Below are 16,267 nucleotides of genomic sequence, written 5' to 3'. Positions count from 1 at the left end.
TTGACGGCTCCGGGCGAAAGGTGTGGGGGGAGAGCCTCACAGGAGTGGCGCGTGTGGCTGCATTTCGCCCATCTCGGCTGTCGCCGGCCGCGGACTCACGCCAACGTGAGCCAGCTCCTACACCCTGTAGTTGGTCCATTCGCGCGCGGCTGGGACACTGGTGGCCATGCGCTCTACCGACGTCTCCGCGAAACTGTTCGCCGACGCGTCGACCGTGATCCCCGGCGGGGTCAACTCGCCTGTGCGGGCCTTCAGCTCGGTCGGCGGTACCCCTCGTTTCATCACCTCGGCGGGCGGCTACTGGCTGACCGACGCCGACGGCAACCGCTACGTCGACCTGGTGTGCTCGTGGGGCCCGATGATCCTGGGCCACGCGCATCCCGCCGTGGTCGAGGCCGTACAGACCACCGCGGTGAACGGCCTGTCGTTCGGCGCCCCGACGCCCGCCGAGACCGAGCTGGCGCGCGAGATCATCGACCGGGTGGCTCCCGTCGAGCGCATCCGCTTCGTGAACTCGGGCACCGAAGCGACCATGAGCGCCATCCGGCTGGCCCGCGGCTTCACCGGCCGGCCCAAGATCATCAAGTTCTCCGGCTGCTACCACGGCCACAGCGACGCGCTGCTGGCCGACGCCGGCTCGGGCGTCGCCACGCTGGGGCTGCCGTCGTCACCGGGCGTCACCGGGGCGGCCGCCGCCGACACCATCGTGCTGCCCTACAACGACGTCGAGGCGGTCCGCCAGGCCTTCGCCGCGGCCGGTGACCAGATCGCCTGCGTCATCACCGAGGCCAGCCCCGGCAACATGGGCACCGTCCCGCCGGCCGCGGGCTACAACGCCGCGCTGCGGCAGATCACCGCCGAGCACGGCGCGCTGCTCATCATCGACGAGGTGATGACGGGCTTCCGCGTCAGCCGTGGCGGCTGGTACGGACTCGATCCCGTCGCCGCCGACCTCTTCACGTTCGGCAAGGTCATGAGCGGCGGGCTGCCGGCCGCGGCGTTCGGTGGCCGCGCCGAGGTGATGGAACGCCTCGCCCCGCTGGGCCCGGTTTACCAGGCCGGGACGCTGTCGGGGAACCCGGTCGCGATGGCCGCGGGCCTGGCCACGCTGCGCGCCGCCGACGACGCCGTCTACCGCGCCCTCGATGCCAACGCCGACCGGCTGTCCGGGCTGCTGTCCGACGCGCTGACCGAAGCCTCTGTGGCGCACCGGATTTCGCGTGCCGGAAACTTCCTGACGGTGTTCTTCGGCGACGCGCCCGTCACCGACTTCGCATCTGCCAAGGCGACCGAGACCTGGCGCTACCCGGCGTTCTTCCACGCCCTGCTGGACGCCGGGATCTATCCGCCGTGCAGTGCCTTCGAAACCTGGTTCGTCTCGGCCGCACTCGACGACGCTGCGTTCGACCGGATCGCCGACGCGCTGCCCGCCGCCGCGCAGGCCGCCGCCCAAGCTCAGGAGCCCGCATGACCGACAGGACGATCGTGCACGTGATGCGTCACGGCGAGGTCCACAACCCGGACAAGATCCTCTACGGCCGCAAGCCCAATTTTCACCTTTCGGAGCGTGGGCAGGCACAGGCCGCGGCGGTCGCCGGCTGGCTGGCCGAGCGCGACATCGTCTACGTCGTGGCCTCGCCGCTGGAACGCGCGCAGGAGACCGCGACGCCCATCGCGGCCCGGCACGGCCTGCCCATCGACACCGATCCCGAGCTCATCGAGTCAACGAACGTGTTTGAGGGACAACGGGTCTCGCCGGGTGACGGCGCCCTGCGCGACCCGCGGAACTGGTGGCACCTGCGCGACCCCAAGACCCCGTCGTGGGGCGAGCCGTACGAGCACATCGCGGCGCGCATGACGGCCGCCGTGGACCGCGCCCGGATCAAGGGCATGGGGCACGAGGCGGTGTGCGTCAGTCATCAGCTGCCCGTGGAGACGCTGCGCCGCGCGATGCTCGGCAAGAACCTGCACCACTTCCCGACCAAGCGGATGTGCAACCTGGCGTCGGTGACGTCGTTCTACTTCCATGGTGACCAGATGGTCGGCTGGGGATATTCGGAGCTGGCCGGACAGTGACTTCGCTGGTGGCCCGTGCCGGGGCAGTGATGGCGGCCGTCCTGACGACGGCCGTGCTGCTCGTCGGCTGCTCCACCGGTGACGACGCCGTCGCGCAGGGCGGCACCTTCGAGTTCGTGGCGCCGGGCGGCAAGACCGACATCTTCTACGACCCGCCGGCGAGCCGCGGCAAGCCGGGTGCGGTGCGCGGTCCGTCGCTCACGGATCCGTCGAAAACCTTGTCCCTGGATGACTTTTCCGGCCAGGTCGTGGTGATCAACGTGTGGGGTCAGTGGTGTGGCCCGTGCCGCTCGGAGATCGCCGAGCTGGAGAAGGTGTACGAGCAGACCAAGGCGCAGGGCGTGGCGTTCCTCGGCATCGACGTGCGCGACAACAACCGGCAGGCCGCCGTCGACTTCGTCGTCGACCACAAGGTGACGTTCCCGTCCATCTACGACCCGGCGATGCGCACCATGATCGCGTTCGGCGGCAAGTACCCGACGACGGTCATCCCGTCGACGCTGGTGCTGGACCGTCAGCACCGGGTGGCCGCGGTGTTCCTGCGGGAACTGCTGGCCGACGACCTCAAGCCTGTCGTCGAGCGGCTCGCCAAAGAGGGCAGGGCATGACCTCCTTCGCCGAAACCGCCGCCGCCGGACCGCTTTTGGTGGCCCTCGGGGTGAGCGTGCTGGCCGGGTTGGTGTCGTTCGCTTCGCCGTGTGTGGTGCCGCTGGTGCCCGGGTACCTGTCGTATCTGGCTGCGGTGGTCGGTGTGGATGACGCCGAGGGGACAACGAAAGTGCGTACCGCGCGCTGGCGGGTGGCCGGCGCGGCGGCGTTGTTCGTCGCTGGCTTCACCGTGGTGTTCCTTCTGGGGGCGGTCGCGGTGCTCGGTCTGACCACGACCCTCATCGCCAATCAGCTTCTGCTGCAACGCATCGGCGGCGTCATCACGGTGCTGATGGGCCTGGTGTTCATCGGGCTGGTGCCCGCCCTGCAGCGTCAGGTCCGGTTCACGCCGCGCCAGGTGTCGACGGTCGTCGGGGCGCCCTTGCTGGGCGCGGTGTTCGGGCTGGGCTGGACCCCGTGCCTGGGGCCGACGCTGACGGGCGTCATCGCGGTGGCCTCGGCCAGTGACGGCGCCAGCGTCGCCCGTGGCATCGCGCTGGTGATCGCGTACTGCCTGGGTCTCGGAATTCCGTTCGTGCTCTTGGCCTTCGGGTCGGCCCGCGCCGTGCAGGGTCTGGGCTGGCTGCGCCGGCACACCCGCGCCATTCAGATCTTCGGCGGTCTGCTGCTGATCGTCGTCGGCACCGCGCTGGTCACCGGCGTGTGGAACGACTTCACGTCCTGGGTCCGCGACGCCTTCGTCAGCAACGTGAGGCTCCCGATCTGATGGCACGGGTTTTCGCGCTGTTCCGCAACACCTGGCGGACGCTGACGTCGATGGGCACCGCGCTGGTGCTGCTGTTCCTGCTGGCCCTCGGCGCCATCCCGGGCGCGCTGCTGCCGCAACGTTCGCTCAACGCCGGCAAGGTCGACGAGTACCTGGCGCAGCATCCGACGATCGGGCCGTGGCTCGACAAGGTGCAGGCGTTCTCGGTGTTCTCGAGCTTCTGGTTCACCTCGATCTACGTGCTGCTGTTCATCTCGCTCGTGGGCTGCCTGACGCCCCGCATGATCGAGCACGTCCGCAGCCTGCGCGCCGTCCCGGTACCCGCGCCGCGGAACCTGGCACGGCTGCCCAAGCACGCCGAAGCCACCGTGCCGGGCGAGCCGGACGCCGTCGCCGACCGGATGGCGGGGCGGCTCAAGGGCTGGCGCCAGACCACCCGGACCCTCGACGACGGCACTCGCGAGATTTCGGCCGAGAAGGGCTACCTGCGCGAGTTCGGCAACATCGTCTTCCACTTCTCGCTGCTGGGCCTGCTGGTGGCCATCGCGTTCGGCAAGATGTTCGGCTACGAGGGCAACGTCATCGTCATCGCCGACGGCGGGCCGGGGTTCTGCTCGGCCTCACCGGCCGCGTTCGACTCGTTCCGCGCCGGCAACGTCGTCGACGGCACCTCGCTGCACCCCAGCTGCCTGCGGGTCCACGACTTCGACGCCCGGTACCTGCCGAGCGGGCAGGCCACGGCGTTCGCCGCGAACATCGATTACCAGGACGGCGCCGACCTGGTCAGCGGCACCTGGCGGCCGTACCGGCTGGAGGTCAACCACCCGCTGCGGATCGGCGGCGAACGCATCTACCTGCAGGGCCACGGCTACGCGCCCACCTTCACCGTCACGTTCCCGAACGGCCAGACGCGCACCTCGACGGTGCAGTGGAAGCCCGAGAACGCGCTGACGCTGCTGTCCTCGGGCGTCGCGCGCATCGACCCGCCGGGCGGCAGCTACCCCGACGACCGCGAGCGGCGCAATCACCAGATCGCCATCCAGGGCCTTTTCGCGCCGACCGCCGAACTCGACGGCAAGCTGCTGTCCTCGAGCTTTCCGGCGATGAACGCGCCCGCGGTGGCCATCGACATCTACCGCGGCGACACCGGGCTCGACAGCGGCCGCCCGCAGTCGCTGTTCTCGCTCGACCCCCGGCTGATCGACCAGAAGCGGCTCACCAAGCAGGCGCGCGTGAACCTCAAGGCCGGCGAGCAGACCAAGCTGGACGACGGCACCGTCATCAAGTTCGACGGCGCGGTGCCGTTCATCAACGTGCAGGTGTCGCACGACCCGGCGCAGGTGTGGGTGCTGGTGTTCGCGCTGACCATGATGGCCGGGCTGTTGGTGTCGCTGGTGGTGCGCCGGCGCCGCGTTTGGATTCGGATCGTGTCGGCCGGGCCGGGTACCGTCAACGTCGAGCTCGGCGGCCTGGCCCGCACGGACAACTCGGGGTGGGGCGACGAGTTCGAAAAGCTCACAAAGCGGTTGATTGAGGACAAGCGATGAATACAGAGCACATCGACATCGACCTGGCCCGGTACTCGGACTGGGCGTTCTTCAGCTCCTGGACGGTGCTGTGCCTGGCTTTCGTCTTGCTGGCCGTCGAGCTGGCGTCGAGCCGTGGCCGGAAGGTCGAGACCCGAGAGCTGGTCGGCGCGGGCGTGGGCGCGAACAGCACCACCCCTGGCGTGATCGTCGACGTACCCACCCGCACGGTTGACGAGCGGATCGGTCGTGTCGGGCTCGCGCTGGTGTACGTCGGCATCGCGATGTTGTTCGTCTGCATCGTGCTGCGCGGGCTGGCCACCATGCGCGTGCCGTGGGGCAACATGTACGAGTTCATCAACCTGACCAGCTTCTGTGGGTTGGTCGCAGCGTCGATTGTGCTGCGCAGGCCGCAGTACCGGGCGCTGTGGGTGTTCGTTCTGGTGCCCGAGCTGATCCTGCTGGCGGTGTCGGTCAAGTACCTGTACACCAACGCCGCGCCGGTGATGCCCGCACTGCAGTCGTACTGGCTGCCCATCCACGTCTCGGTGGTCAGCCTCGGTTCCGGCGTCTTCCTGGTCGCCGGCGTCGCCAGCATCCTGTTCCTGCTGAAGATGTCGCCGCTGGCAGATCAGGACAACGGCTTCGGCCGGATGATCCAGCGCCTGCCGGATGCCCAGACCCTGGACCGCATCGCCTACCGCACCACCATCTTCGCGTTCCCGATCTTCGGGTTCGGCGTCATCTTCGGGGCCATCTGGGCCGAGGAGGCCTGGGGCCGCTACTGGGGCTGGGACCCCAAGGAGACGGTGTCGTTCGTCGCGTGGGTCGTCTACGCCGCCTACCTGCACGCCCGATCCACCGCGGGCTGGCGCGACAAGAAGGCCGCGTGGATCAACGTCGTCGGCTTCGTCGCGATGGTGTTCAACCTGTTCTTCATCAACCTGGTGACCGTCGGCCTGCATTCGTACGCCGGCGTCGGCTGAGCCACCAGATGTCGGGGCTGATCGTGCCTTCATTCCGCGCCCAGGGCCGGTTCAAGGACCCGGCCGATCCCGTCGCTGTCGCCACGCCCACCGCGGCGCCGGAGGCCCGCATCGTCATCGCACATGCGGTGACACCTGTTCTGGCGCCGACACCCGCGAAGCCGCGGAGCCTGGACCCCGCCACGGTCGCGCTGCTGAGCCGCCCGAGCCGCGCACCGTCGACCGGCTGGCGCAAGGCGCTGTACTACGCGACCGGAACCCTGCTCAATCCCGGCGACAGCCCCAAGACCCTGCACCGCAACCGGTTGACCGCACAGATCAACCGACCGCTGCGGGACTGCTACCGGATCGCGGTGCTGTCCCTCAAGGGCGGCGTCGGGAAGACGACCATCACCGCGACGCTGGGGGCGACGTTCGCGTCGATCCGCGGCGACCGCGTCATCGCGGTGGATGCCAACCCGGACCGCGGCACGCTCAGCCAGAAGGTGCCGCTGGAGACGCCGGCGACGGTCCGTCATCTCCTGCGGGACGCCGAGGGCATCTCCAGCTACAGCGACGTCCGCAACTACACCTCGCGCGGTGAGAGCCAGCTCGAGGTGCTGGCGTCGGAGAGTGATCCGGCGGTGTCGGAGGCGTTCAGCTCCGAGGATTACGCCCGCACGCTGGCGGTGCTGGAGCCGTACTACCGCCTGGTGCTGACGGACTGCGGCACCGGCATGCTGCATTCGGCCATGGGCGCGGTGCTCACGCATGCCGACGTGCTCGTCGTGATCAGCTCAGGTTCGGTCGACGGCGCACGCAGCGCCGCGGCGACCCTCGACTGGCTCGATGCCCACGGTCATCAGGAGCTGGTGCGCAACGCCGTCGCGGTGGTCAACGCGGTGCGCCCGCGCTCCGGCAAGGTCGATCTGCGCAAGGTGGTCGACCATTTCGGTCGCCGCTGCCGCGCCGTGCAGGTGGTGCCGTTCGATCCGCACCTGGAGGAGGGTGCCGAGATCAGTCTGGACCGGCTCCGGCCGGACACCAGGGATGCGTTGCTGGAATTGGCCGTGGCAGTCGCCGACGGATTTCCGCTGTCGCTGTAGAGAGTCGCTACGAGCCGAGCCGGCGCAGGAATTCCGGATCGTCGTCCGGGCCGATGACACGCGTGGTCGGCCGCGCGGCCGTCGCGCGAGTGGCACGCCAGCCGACGTAGGCCAACAGTGCCAGCAGCGTGATCAGGAGCAGGAACTGCACGTAAAACCTCCTTTATTCGAATATACGCGTCCGTCGGTAAACTCGTGCGGTGTCTGATGCGCCAGCTACCCCGTCCATGCCACGTTTGCTGCTCGACGTCTTTCTCTACGCGCTCGCCCGGCTGCTGCTGGTAGCGGTGATTGCCGGCGCGATCTTCGGCGTCGTCGCGTTGCTGGGTATCCGTGATTTCCCGGCCATGGTGGCGCTGCTGTTCGCGCTGGTTCTCGGCATGCCGCTGGGCATCTGGCTGTTCGCTCCGCTGCGCCGCCGGGCCACCGCCGGGATCGCCGCCGTCGACGAGCGTCGCCGCGCCGAGCGCGAGCAGTTGCAGGCTCGGCTGCACGGCGAGGATTCCGCCGGCGACTGACGCCGCCCGGGCGCTAGGGCTTGATCGCCACCAGCACCGCGGTGATCAGGGCGGACCACACCAGCATCGTCAGCCCGGTGTCCTTGAGCACGGGGATCAGCTCGCGGCCGCCGAGGCCTGAGCGCACCGGCTTGGCCGCGCGGACCGCCAGCGGCGCCGCCGCGAAGCCGACGAGGCACCACGGGGTCGCGAGCGTCAGGACCGCGGTCAGCACGAACGGCAGCAACGTCAGCACCTGGAACAGCTTTCGGGTGCGGGCATCGCCGAGCCGCACCGCCAGCGTGATCTTGCCCGACACCTGATCGGTCGGGATGTCGCGAAGGTTGTTGGCCACCAATACCGCCGACGACAGCGCCCCGACTGCGATGGCGAGGACGAGCCCGATCCAGTCGACCCGCAGGGCCTGCGTGTACTGCGTGCCGAGCACAGCGACCAGCCCGAAGAACACGAACACCGCGACCTCGCCGAGCCCGCGATAGCCGTACGGGTTGGTGCCGCCGGTGTAGAGCCAGGCGCCGGCGATGCACGCCGCGCCGACGGCGATCAGCCACGGCTGGCTGACCAGGGCCAGCGCCAGGCCGGCACCGGCGCCGATCGACAGGCTGATCACGGCCGCCGCCAGCACCGCCTGTGGGGAGGCCAACTTGGCGCCGACCAGGCGGACCGGCCCGGACCGGTCGTCATCGGTGCCGCGGATGCCGTCGGAGTAGTCGTTGGCGTAGTTGACGCCGATGATCAGCGAGATCGAAACCACAAGGGCCAGAGCCGCTTTCCACCACACCTCACCGCCGACCCACGCGGCGGCGCCGGTGCCTGCCAGCACGGGAGCGACGGCATTCGGGAGGGTGCGCGGTCGGGCGCCCTCTATCCACTGCGAAAGACTGGCCACGCGCGCAATCGTCCCACGCCCCTACACTTATCGGCATGAAGGATCGGCTCAGCAAGAACGAGATTCGCAAAGATGTCGTGCAGGAATCCGTCGAAGCCGTCGCAGGCACCGTCGGCGAGGTCATGAACATCGTCGTCACCGCCGTCAAGGACGTGGCGAGCTCCATCGGTGCCCTGGCCACCGACGCATTCGAGATCCGCGACGGCGCCCGGCGGGCCCGCGCGCAGCTGGAACAGGACGAGGCAGAGGATATCGAGGACGACGACGTGGCGGCGCCCGCGCCGACGCCCGTCACGGCCGTTACGCCGGAGACGACGGAAGCTCCCAAGACCGACGCCGAATAGTCGTTGGATGCTGGGAGTCATCGGCGGTAGCGGTTTCTACACGTTCTTCGGGGACGACGCGCGCACCGTCACCGTCGACACGCCCTACGGCGCGCCGAGCGCGCCGGTCACCATCGGGGCCGTCGGCGGACACGAGGTGGCGTTCCTGCCACGGCACGGGCTCAAGCACGAGTACTCGCCGCACACGGTGCCGTACCGGGCCAACATGTGGGCGCTGCGCAAGCTCGGGGTGCGCCGGATTTTCGCCCCGTGCGCCGTCGGCAGCCTCACCGCGGACCTCGGACCCGGTGCCGTGGTCGTGCCGGACCAGCTGGTGGACCGCACCCGCAGCCGTGAGGACACCTACTTCGACGCCGGCGGCATCCACGTCGGCTTCGCCGATCCGTACTGCCCGACGCTGCGCGCCGTCGCGGCCGAGCAACCGGGCGTCATCGACGGCGGCACCATGGTGGTCATCCAGGGGCCCCGGTTCTCCACCCGCGCCGAGAGCCAGTGGTTCGCGACCCAGGGGTTCACGCTGGTGAACATGACCGGCTACCCCGAGGCCGTGCTGGCCCGGGAACTCGAGATGTGTTATGCGGCAATCGCTTTGGTGACCGATCTGGACGCGGGCATCGAGGCCGGGGCCGGCGTCACCACCGTCGACGTGTTCGCGGAGTTCGAGCGGAACACCCCGATGTTCAAGGCCCTGGTGCAGCAGGCCCTCGCGACCGTCCCGGCCGAACGGACCTGCACTCACTGTCTGGCCCACGCCGGGGTGAAGCTGCCGTTTGAGCTGCCCTGACCGGGTCGGCTATTGACACCCGTCAAGTCGGGGTGGCAAAACTGACGGGGTGACTTCCCGCATCTGCGAACAGCTCGGCATCGACTTTCCGCTCTTCGCCTTCAGTCATTGCCGCGACGTGGTCGCCGCCGTCACCAACGCCGGTGGTTTCGGCGTGCTGGGCGCGACGGCGTACACCCCCGAGCAGCTCGACCGGGAACTCGCCTGGATCGACGATCACGTCGGCGGCCGGCCCTACGGTGCGGACATCATCGTGCCGGCGAAATTCGAGGGCAAGGGCGAGAACCTGTCGGACGGCCAACTGGCCGACCGAATCCCTTCGGAATACCGGGAATTCGTCACCCAACTGCTGATCGACCATGGCATCGAGCCCGAGGAACGGGTCCGTACCGGCGGGTCGGTGCTGTCCGGCAACACCGGGCACGACCTGCTCGACGTGGCGTTGAGCCACCCCATCAAACTGATCGCCAATGCCCTTGGGGTGCCGCCGGATTACATGATCGAGGCGGGCCGCGAGCGGGGGATTCCGGTGGCCGCGCTGGTCGGTGCCAAGGAGCACGCCGTCAAGCAGGTCGCGGCGGGGGTGGATCTCATCGTCGCGCAGGGCACCGAGGCCGGCGGGCACTGCGGGGAGGTCTCGACGCTCGTCGTGGTACCGGAAGTGATTGAGGCCATTGATGATTCGGTTCCCGTGCTGGCGGCGGGCGGCATCGTCACCGGCCGGCAGATGGCCGCGGCGGTCGCGCTGGGCGCTGCCGGGGCCTGGACCGGTTCGGTGTGGCTGACCACCGAGGAAGCCGAGACCGCGCCGGCCACCAAGCAGAAGATGCTGGCCGCCACGTCACGTGACACCGTGCGGTCAGCGGGGCGCACCGGAAAGCCCGCACGCCAACTGGTTTCGGATTGGACGGATGCCTGGGCGCCGAAAGACGGTGGCCGCAAGCCACTTCCGCTGCCGCTGCAGAACATGCTGAGCGAGCCGGTGATCCGGCGCATCGACCGACTGGCCGCCCAAGGGCATCCGGGCGCCCAGCAGCTGGCGACCTACTTCGTCGGCCAGGGCGTCGGCCTGATGAACAAGGTCAAGCCCGCCCGTGAGGTCGTCCGCGAGTTCATCGAGGACTACCTCGCCGCCACCGAGCGCCTGAACCGCTCGCTGCCCTAGGGATTTGTGCACGATTTTCCGCGCCGACCGCGGAAAATCGTGCACAAATCCCCGGGTTACGGCTCGATGGCGCGGCGGCCTTCCTTGAGCTGACGGCGCTCGTCGGCGGCGTCGATGATCGTGGTGTCGGTGCCGTCGAGCGCGGTGTACGGGTCGGCGCTCCGCAGCGGCGTGGTCGGTGCGAACGTCGCGTTCATCTGCGGTGCGGCCCACTGCGGTTCGACGCGCGGGTGGACGCCCTGGCCCGCTCCGAGCGCCTGGCCCTGGTCCGCGGCGCGCGGGCCCGACGACTGCTCGTGCTCGTTCTCGGTCACCGTCGTCCGGGACGTCCGGCGCAGCGTGAAGGTGATCTCCTCGAACTCTTCGATGACCTTCTGCGCCGAGCGCAGCTGCTGCACCGACGTGTCGATGACGCGGTCCACCACCGGTGCGACGGGCGCCATCAGCGGACGCAGCAGGCGAGCGGCGACCTTGGTGAGGTCGGGCAGTTGCGGCAGCGCCAGGCCGCCGGCGGGCTGGGAGGTCGCCTGCACCGGCAGGTTGTCGGCCGGCTGGTCGCCGATCGGGACCAGTTCGGCCGTGGCGGCCGGTTCGGCCGGAGCGTCGGCCGCTTCGGGCTCCGGAGCGGGGGCGGCGTTCAAGGAACGTCGGTGCGGGTCCGGGAACGCCATGAGTTCGTCCCAGTCCGAGTACATGGGCTGCGGCTGCGAATCGGACGGCCGCAGCACCTCGGCGGTGGGGGCCGCGAGCGCGGGCTGCACCGGCTCACCGGTAAGGGCCTCCGCCACGCGCTGGCGGTGGTATTCGCGATTGATCTCGGCGTCGGTTTCGAGCGCGAGCTTCATCGCGGCCAACTGATGTTCGGCCTTCAGAATTTCGGCTTCGGCCCGCACCTCGGCCTGCTTTACGGCGATGGCGGTCTCGGCGCGCAGCTCGGCCCGCAGCCGGGACTCGTCGTGACGTTCGCGCAGCGTCCGGTCCTGCCGGGCGTGCAGCAGCATCGGCAGCAGGTACAGCAGGACGCAGACGCCGACGACGGCGATGCGCGCCACCAGCGCGGCGGGAGTCTCGACGGTGTAGCCGTTCATTGCGACCCACCGCGCGCCGAAGCCACGGTCCGCGTCGGCGCCGGCCGCATCGCGGGCCGCTGTGACGGCGTGCTCGGCGCCGGCGATCCGCGCGTCGAGGGTTGGGGCCTGCTCGTTTCGGGCCGCCAGTGCGGCATCGAGCTCACGCTGGTCGTGTTCCAGGATGTCCTGGGTGTTCTGGGTGATCTGGCCGTCACCGGGTACGCCGGTGACGGGCTGCTGGGCGCACGACGGCGTCGGATGGTATTCGCAGCGGGCCACGACCTGGGCGTCGTCACGACGCTGCCGGGCGGAGTCGACGGCAGCGTCGAGCGCGCCGCGGCCGGCACGCAGCGCATCCAGCTGGCCCTGCGCGGTGGTCACCGCGGGTGTGGACGCGGCGCGGGCCGTGGCCTCGGCGTCCATGCGCTGGGTGATGGCACTGCTGAACAACGTCATCGCGGCGAGTTCACCGACCAGGAGGCCGATCGCGACGGCCAGGGCGACCCGGACGGCGGTGCCGCGGGCGCTGGCGACGGTGCTGCGGATGGCCACGACCACCAGCGCACCGAAAATCAGGGTCACGGGCAGCACGACGGCCAGTGGCAGACCGGTGGACGGGGTTGCGACGGCGGCGGCCACGAGCCAGGCCAGCACGCCTCCCGACCAGGTCAGGGCGGTCACCGCAGGGTGGTTGTCAGGCTGTCTGTGGGCAGGCATGGAAACTCCAAATCTTCCGGTCCGCGTTCCAGGGTCCCAGAGAGCCGGGTCCGCCACCGAATCAAGCGCCGATGCTGTGACCGGCATCACGGGCCGATCAGGCGTTTTTCTGGTACTGTAGCCTCAGCGCCTGCCGGTCCAGCTTGCCGATCCCGCGGCGGGGGAGTTCGGCGACCACGTGCACTTCACGCGGAGCGGCGGTGGCGGCCAGCGTGGCGCTGACGTATTTCCGCAGGTCAGCGACGGTGGGTGCGTCCACGCCCGGGTGGATTGCGACGGCGACGGCCACCCGCTGACCCAGCCGTTCGTCGGGCACGCCGAACACGGCGCATTCGGCGATGGCCGGATGGCCGGCGAGGGCCGCCTCGACGAGCGCAGGCAGCACTTTGAGGCCACCGGTCGCGATGGCGTCGTCGATGCGGCCCAGCACCCGCAGCACGCCCGAATCATCCACTGCGCCAATGTCACTGGTGACGAACCAGCCGTCGACGAACGGCGACGGCACCACCGGATTCCGGTAGCCCGACGCCAGCGTGGGGCCGCCCAACGAGATCCGGCCGGTGTCGTCGACGCGCAGTTGCACACCGCTCAGCGGTCGCCCGTCATAGACGCAGCCGCCGCAGGTTTCGCTCATCCCGTAGGTGCGGATCACGGAAATGCCTGCAGCCGTGGCTTTTTCGCCGAGCCCCGGCGGCATGGGGCCGCCGCCGATCAGGACGGCGTCCAGTTCGGCGAGCGCCTCGGTCGCGGCGGGATCGGCCAGGATCTTCGCCAGCTGTACTGAAACCAGGGACGTGTAGCGCCGGCCGGGACCCAAAGCGCTTACGGCAGAAGGTAGTTCGCTGACGTCGAAACCCGGGTCCAGCGTGACGGGTGTGGTGCCGGCCCGCAGGCTCCGCACCAGGACCTGCACTCCGGCGACGTGGTAGGCGGGCAGCGCCAGCAGCCACCGGCCGGGGCCGCCGAGCCGCTCGTGCGTGGCGTCGGCGCTGGCATGCAGCGCGGCGGCGGAAAGCAAGGCGCCCTTGGGGATTCCGGTGGAACCCGACGTCGAGACCACTAGGGCCACGTCGTCGTCGACCGATTCGCCGGCCCGCAACGTCTCCGTCAGCAACGCAGCCTGGCGGTGGTCGTCGGCCGGCACCGGCAGCAGCGCGCCGCGGCCGTCGAGTGCCTCGGCCAGCGCGGGAATCAGGGCGAGGGCCGCCTCGCCGGATCCGACGGTGACCGGATGCAGAACAGCTATGCCACGCCTCCGTCGCCGGGCTCGCCGTCGATCGGGTCGCGGGGGTCGTCGAGGGGCCAGCCCTTGGCGGCCAGCCGGGCGCGCACGCGCTCGACGTCCTCGCCGCGGGGGAGTTCGTCGGTGATGCGCGTGATGAGTACGCCGATGTCGATGTCATCGAATTCGCCACGATTCATCAGCCCGCGTGCGACAGACTTGACCTCGTCGTTGGTCAGGCGTCGGGACAGCAGGGCCAACAGCGGCACGCGGTCGGTGGCGGGGATGCCGTCGGGATATCCGGCCTGCAGCCACGCCACGATCTTGCTGAGAAAAACATTCATGGCGTCACCTCCAAGGGTCCGGGACGTGCAGTGTCGTCCAGATCGATAGCCGCGATGCTGCGCTCCGAAACGGTAGCTGCGACCGCGGCGGGCTCACCGACACGGTAGCCCTCAACGCCGTGAACAGCGCTTCGGCACCGGAACCGGACCTCACAAGCCGATGAACTCTCAGTGAACACATTGAACTGAACCGGAAAGAGCCAGGTCGTGATCAGATTTCGGGGTCGCTGTAACTCGCAAAAAACGGCGCCGTTACACCAGAATGAGCGCCATGAGCGCAGAGCTAGTCATCCTGGTGCTGTTGATCGCAACAGCACTGGCATTTGACTTCACGAATGGATTTCACGATACCGGTAATGCCATGGCGACCTCGATCGCCACAGGCGCGCTGAAGCCCAAGACCGCCGTGCTGCTGGCCGGCGTCCTGAACTTGGTCGGCGCGTTCCTGTCAGTCGAGGTCGCCGTCACCGTCACCACCTCGGTGCTGAAGATTCAGGACAGTAAGTCCGGGCACCTACTGAAGTCCATCGACGCGTCGACCGGACTCACCATCATCTTCGCCGGCCTCATCGGCGGCATCCTGTGGAACCTCCTCACCTGGCTGTTCGGCATCCCCTCCAGCTCGTCGCACGCGCTCTTCGGCGGACTGATCGGTGCCGGCCTGGCCGCGCTCGGCACCGCGGGCATCAACTGGACCGGTGTCATCCAGAAGGTGCTGATCCCGGCCGTCGCCGCCCCGTTCATCGCGGGCCTCGTGGCCGCCGTCGGAACCTGGCTGGTCTACCGGATCACGCGCAACGTCATCAAGAAGCGCCGGGAAGAAGGCTTCCGCTGGGGCCAGATCGCGACCGCATCGCTGGTCGCGCTGTCCCACGGCACCAACGACGCGCAGAAGACCATGGGCGTCATCGCCCTGGCCCTCATCACCACCGGCCACCTGACCGGCGACGTGAAGAAGGACGGCCTGCCGTTCTGGATCATCGCCTCCTGCGCCCTGGCCATCGGTCTGGGCACCTACATCGGCGGCTGGCGCGTCATCCGCACCCTGGGCAAGGGCCTCGTCGAGATCGAGTCGCCGCAGGGCCTGGCCGCCGAGGCGTCCTCGGCCGCGATCATCCTGAGCTCGAGCGCCGCCGGTATGGCGCTGTCCACCACCCACGTCGCCACCGGTTCGATCCTGGGCAGCGGCGTCGGCAAGCCGGGGGCCTCGGTCCGCTGGGCTGTCGCCGGACGCATGGCCATGGCCTGGTTGATCACGCTGCCGGCCGCGGCTCTGGTCGGTGCCCTGTCGTACTGGCTGTCCTACGGCCTGAAGTCCGCCACCGGTTCCGCGCTGGTCGGCGACGGCACGATCTTCGTCATCCTGGTCGCGCTGTCGGGCTTCATGTACTGGCGTGCGCAGCAGCAGAAGGTCGACCACAGCAACGTCAACGCCGATTGGGACGACTCGACCAACTCCGTGGTGCCGGCCGACGTCCGTGACGCTGCCGCCAAGTCGCCCGAATCCGCCGGCGTCTGATTCCCCGCGAACTGAACCAGAAGGAATCACTGATGAATTACGTGGAAGCCATTCTCAAGGTCCTCGTCGTGGGTCTGATCCTTGGTGCCGGACTCCCCGCGGTGTTCGCGGGCGGCCTGGTCGCCTACTCCAACGGGGCCGGCGGTGAGCACTCCGACGGGACGGTCGCGGCGCCCAACCCGGTCCTGAAGTACCTCGGTCTGGCGCTGTTCGTGCTCGTCGGAGCTGTGGTCCTGGCCGCGATCCTGTGGATCACCCGGTCGACGATCACCCACCACACCGGCGTCGACCTGTTCCCCTTCCTCAAGAAGTGAGCCCCGAGAAAATGACTGAATCCAACGGATTGTTCGAGAACGTCCTGAAGTGGCTGCGGGCGGGATACCCCGACGGTGTGCCGCCGAAGGACTACTACCCGGTGCTGGCGCTGCTGAAGCGGTCGCTCACGGAGGACGAGGTCGTCGAGGCGGCGCGGTCCATCCTGCGCACCAACGACGGCGAGAGCCCCGTCACCGAGGCCGAGATTCACGCCGCGATCGCGGCCGTCACCAACCAGGAGCCCAGCCCCGACGACATCCACCAGGTGTCCGCGCGGCTGGCCTCGGTCGGCTGGCCGTTGGCGACGCCGGCTCGCTGACAGATACTCCCCA

Annotated in this window: 19 protein-coding genes; 14 read left to right on the top strand and 5 right to left on the bottom strand. The window is 69.2% G+C overall.

Features of this window, described 5'->3' with window-relative positions; genetic code table 11:
- Nucleotides 1–166 precede the first annotated feature (166 nt).
- From hemL to ACZ5IQ_RS24160, 7 genes are read left to right on the top strand one after another with little or no spacing between them, the layout of a single operon-like run.
- Complete coding sequence (gene hemL / locus ACZ5IQ_RS24190) at nt 167–1,471, top strand: glutamate-1-semialdehyde 2,1-aminomutase (protein ID WP_135356131.1); 1,305 nt, start codon at nt 167–169, stop codon at nt 1,469–1,471.
- Nucleotides 1,468–2,076 (top strand): histidine phosphatase family protein, encoded by a 609-nt coding sequence (locus ACZ5IQ_RS24185; protein WP_135356132.1) that lies wholly within the window; start codon nt 1,468–1,470, stop codon nt 2,074–2,076. Before hemL ends, ACZ5IQ_RS24185 begins: the two co-directional genes overlap by 4 nt.
- Nucleotides 2,077–2,105: 29 nt before the next feature.
- The gene (locus ACZ5IQ_RS24180) at nt 2,106–2,684 is read left to right on the top strand and encodes a TlpA disulfide reductase family protein (RefSeq protein WP_135356153.1); all 579 of its coding nucleotides are present in this window, start codon (nt 2,106–2,108) and stop codon (nt 2,682–2,684) included.
- Complete coding sequence (locus ACZ5IQ_RS24175; RefSeq protein WP_029120478.1) at nt 2,681–3,451, top strand: cytochrome c biogenesis CcdA family protein; 771 nt, start codon at nt 2,681–2,683, stop codon at nt 3,449–3,451. The genes ACZ5IQ_RS24180 and ACZ5IQ_RS24175 overlap by 4 nt, the downstream gene beginning before the upstream one ends.
- Entirely contained in the window at nt 3,451–4,998 is a 1,548-nt protein-coding gene (gene resB, locus ACZ5IQ_RS24170) for a cytochrome c biogenesis protein ResB (protein ID WP_135356133.1), read from the top strand. Before ACZ5IQ_RS24175 ends, resB begins: the two co-directional genes overlap by 1 nt.
- The gene (gene ccsB, locus ACZ5IQ_RS24165; RefSeq protein ID WP_135356134.1) at nt 4,995–5,963 is read left to right on the top strand and encodes a c-type cytochrome biogenesis protein CcsB; all 969 of its coding nucleotides are present in this window, start codon (nt 4,995–4,997) and stop codon (nt 5,961–5,963) included. Before resB ends, ccsB begins: the two co-directional genes overlap by 4 nt.
- A gap of 8 nt (nt 5,964–5,971) precedes the next feature.
- On the top strand, nt 5,972–7,048 hold the full coding sequence (locus tag ACZ5IQ_RS24160; RefSeq protein ID WP_464480395.1) for a MinD/ParA family ATP-binding protein: 1,077 nt from the start codon (nt 5,972–5,974) through the stop codon (nt 7,046–7,048).
- A 7-nt stretch (nt 7,049–7,055) separates the two neighbouring features.
- Here the strand turns inward: ACZ5IQ_RS24160 and ACZ5IQ_RS24155 are convergent, their stop codons facing one another.
- The gene (locus ACZ5IQ_RS24155; protein WP_020101230.1) at nt 7,056–7,199 is read right to left on the bottom strand and encodes a hypothetical protein; all 144 of its coding nucleotides are present in this window, start codon (nt 7,197–7,199) and stop codon (nt 7,056–7,058) included.
- 76 nt (nt 7,200–7,275) lie between these two features.
- Between ACZ5IQ_RS24155 and ACZ5IQ_RS24150 the strand changes: the two genes are divergently transcribed.
- Nucleotides 7,276–7,566 (top strand): DUF4229 domain-containing protein, encoded by a 291-nt coding sequence (locus ACZ5IQ_RS24150; protein WP_020101231.1) that lies wholly within the window; start codon nt 7,276–7,278, stop codon nt 7,564–7,566.
- A 13-nt stretch (nt 7,567–7,579) separates the two neighbouring features.
- Here the strand turns inward: ACZ5IQ_RS24150 and ACZ5IQ_RS24145 are convergent, their stop codons facing one another.
- On the bottom strand, nt 7,580–8,455 hold the full coding sequence (locus ACZ5IQ_RS24145) for a 1,4-dihydroxy-2-naphthoate polyprenyltransferase (RefSeq protein WP_029105166.1): 876 nt from the start codon (nt 8,453–8,455) through the stop codon (nt 7,580–7,582).
- 35 nt (nt 8,456–8,490) lie between these two features.
- Here ACZ5IQ_RS24145 and ACZ5IQ_RS24140 point away from each other — a divergent pair, with 35 nt between their 5' ends.
- Genes ACZ5IQ_RS24140 through ACZ5IQ_RS24130 form a run of 3 tightly spaced genes read left to right on the top strand, consistent with a single transcriptional unit; the run spans nt 8,491 to nt 10,748 of the window.
- A complete protein-coding gene (locus tag ACZ5IQ_RS24140) occupies nt 8,491–8,799 on the top strand; it encodes a hypothetical protein (RefSeq protein ID WP_020101233.1) in 309 nt (102 codons plus the stop codon).
- A gap of 7 nt (nt 8,800–8,806) precedes the next feature.
- Nucleotides 8,807–9,583: an S-methyl-5'-thioadenosine phosphorylase gene (locus ACZ5IQ_RS24135; protein WP_020101234.1), complete on the top strand. Its 777-nt coding sequence runs from the start codon at nt 8,807–8,809 to the stop codon at nt 9,581–9,583.
- Between the two features lie 49 nt (nt 9,584–9,632).
- Entirely contained in the window at nt 9,633–10,748 is a 1,116-nt protein-coding gene (locus ACZ5IQ_RS24130; protein ID WP_061004036.1) for an NAD(P)H-dependent flavin oxidoreductase, read from the top strand.
- Between the two features lie 56 nt (nt 10,749–10,804).
- Here the strand turns inward: ACZ5IQ_RS24130 and ACZ5IQ_RS24125 are convergent, their stop codons facing one another.
- The 3 genes from ACZ5IQ_RS24125 to ACZ5IQ_RS24115 all read right to left on the bottom strand — a co-directional run bounded on the left by ACZ5IQ_RS24125 (nt 10,805) and on the right by ACZ5IQ_RS24115 (nt 14,101).
- Complete coding sequence (locus ACZ5IQ_RS24125; RefSeq protein WP_167837949.1) at nt 10,805–12,535, bottom strand: DUF4407 domain-containing protein; 1,731 nt, start codon at nt 12,533–12,535, stop codon at nt 10,805–10,807.
- Between the two features lie 97 nt (nt 12,536–12,632).
- The gene (menE, locus tag ACZ5IQ_RS24120; RefSeq protein ID WP_464481504.1) at nt 12,633–13,781 is read right to left on the bottom strand and encodes an o-succinylbenzoate--CoA ligase; all 1,149 of its coding nucleotides are present in this window, start codon (nt 13,779–13,781) and stop codon (nt 12,633–12,635) included.
- A complete protein-coding gene (locus tag ACZ5IQ_RS24115) occupies nt 13,778–14,101 on the bottom strand; it encodes a DUF3349 domain-containing protein (RefSeq protein ID WP_061004030.1) in 324 nt (107 codons plus the stop codon). The genes menE and ACZ5IQ_RS24115 overlap by 4 nt, the downstream gene beginning before the upstream one ends.
- 271 nt (nt 14,102–14,372) lie before the next feature.
- Here ACZ5IQ_RS24115 and ACZ5IQ_RS24110 point away from each other — a divergent pair, with 271 nt between their 5' ends.
- The 3 genes from ACZ5IQ_RS24110 to ACZ5IQ_RS24100 are packed head-to-tail and all read left to right on the top strand — an operon-like array spanning nt 14,373 to nt 16,254.
- Entirely contained in the window at nt 14,373–15,620 is a 1,248-nt protein-coding gene (locus ACZ5IQ_RS24110; protein WP_061004073.1) for an inorganic phosphate transporter, read from the top strand.
- A gap of 32 nt (nt 15,621–15,652) precedes the next feature.
- Nucleotides 15,653–15,934 (top strand): hypothetical protein, encoded by a 282-nt coding sequence (locus ACZ5IQ_RS24105; protein ID WP_464480394.1) that lies wholly within the window; start codon nt 15,653–15,655, stop codon nt 15,932–15,934.
- A gap of 11 nt (nt 15,935–15,945) precedes the next feature.
- On the top strand, nt 15,946–16,254 hold the full coding sequence (locus ACZ5IQ_RS24100) for a DUF3349 domain-containing protein (protein ID WP_061004071.1): 309 nt from the start codon (nt 15,946–15,948) through the stop codon (nt 16,252–16,254).
- Nucleotides 16,255–16,267 lie beyond the last annotated feature (13 nt).

It is taken from the genome of Mycobacterium toneyamaense (assembly GCF_055384815.1).
Note: the sequence above shows the minus strand (reverse complement) of the source record. Positions and strands in the feature narration are given on the sequence as shown.

Bases quoted from the DNA above. Each gene is read 5' to 3' on its own strand.
- hemL (WP_135356131.1), top strand. From the start codon at position 167: ATGCGCTCTACCGACGTCTCCGCGAAACTGTTCGCCGACGCGTCGACC.
- ACZ5IQ_RS24185 (WP_135356132.1), top strand. From the start codon at position 1,468: ATGACCGACAGGACGATCGTGCACGTGATGCGTCACGGCGAGGTCCAC.
- ACZ5IQ_RS24180 (WP_135356153.1), top strand. From the start codon at position 2,106: ATGGCGGCCGTCCTGACGACGGCCGTGCTGCTCGTCGGCTGCTCCACC.
- ACZ5IQ_RS24175 (WP_029120478.1), top strand. From the start codon at position 2,681: ATGACCTCCTTCGCCGAAACCGCCGCCGCCGGACCGCTTTTGGTGGCC.
- resB (WP_135356133.1), top strand. From the start codon at position 3,451: ATGGCACGGGTTTTCGCGCTGTTCCGCAACACCTGGCGGACGCTGACG.
- ccsB (WP_135356134.1), top strand. From the start codon at position 4,995: ATGAATACAGAGCACATCGACATCGACCTGGCCCGGTACTCGGACTGG.
- ACZ5IQ_RS24160 (WP_464480395.1), top strand. From the start codon at position 5,972: ATGTCGGGGCTGATCGTGCCTTCATTCCGCGCCCAGGGCCGGTTCAAG.
- ACZ5IQ_RS24150 (WP_020101231.1), top strand. From the start codon at position 7,276: ATGCCACGTTTGCTGCTCGACGTCTTTCTCTACGCGCTCGCCCGGCTG.
- ACZ5IQ_RS24140 (WP_020101233.1), top strand. From the start codon at position 8,491: ATGAAGGATCGGCTCAGCAAGAACGAGATTCGCAAAGATGTCGTGCAG.
- ACZ5IQ_RS24135 (WP_020101234.1), top strand. From the start codon at position 8,807: ATGCTGGGAGTCATCGGCGGTAGCGGTTTCTACACGTTCTTCGGGGAC.
- ACZ5IQ_RS24125 (WP_167837949.1), bottom strand. From the start codon at position 12,535: ATGCCTGCCCACAGACAGCCTGACAACCACCCTGCGGTGACCGCCCTG.
- ACZ5IQ_RS24115 (WP_061004030.1), bottom strand. From the start codon at position 14,101: ATGAATGTTTTTCTCAGCAAGATCGTGGCGTGGCTGCAGGCCGGATAT.
- ACZ5IQ_RS24110 (WP_061004073.1), top strand. From the start codon at position 14,373: ATGAGCGCAGAGCTAGTCATCCTGGTGCTGTTGATCGCAACAGCACTG.
- ACZ5IQ_RS24105 (WP_464480394.1), top strand. From the start codon at position 15,653: ATGAATTACGTGGAAGCCATTCTCAAGGTCCTCGTCGTGGGTCTGATC.
- ACZ5IQ_RS24100 (WP_061004071.1), top strand. From the start codon at position 15,946: ATGACTGAATCCAACGGATTGTTCGAGAACGTCCTGAAGTGGCTGCGG.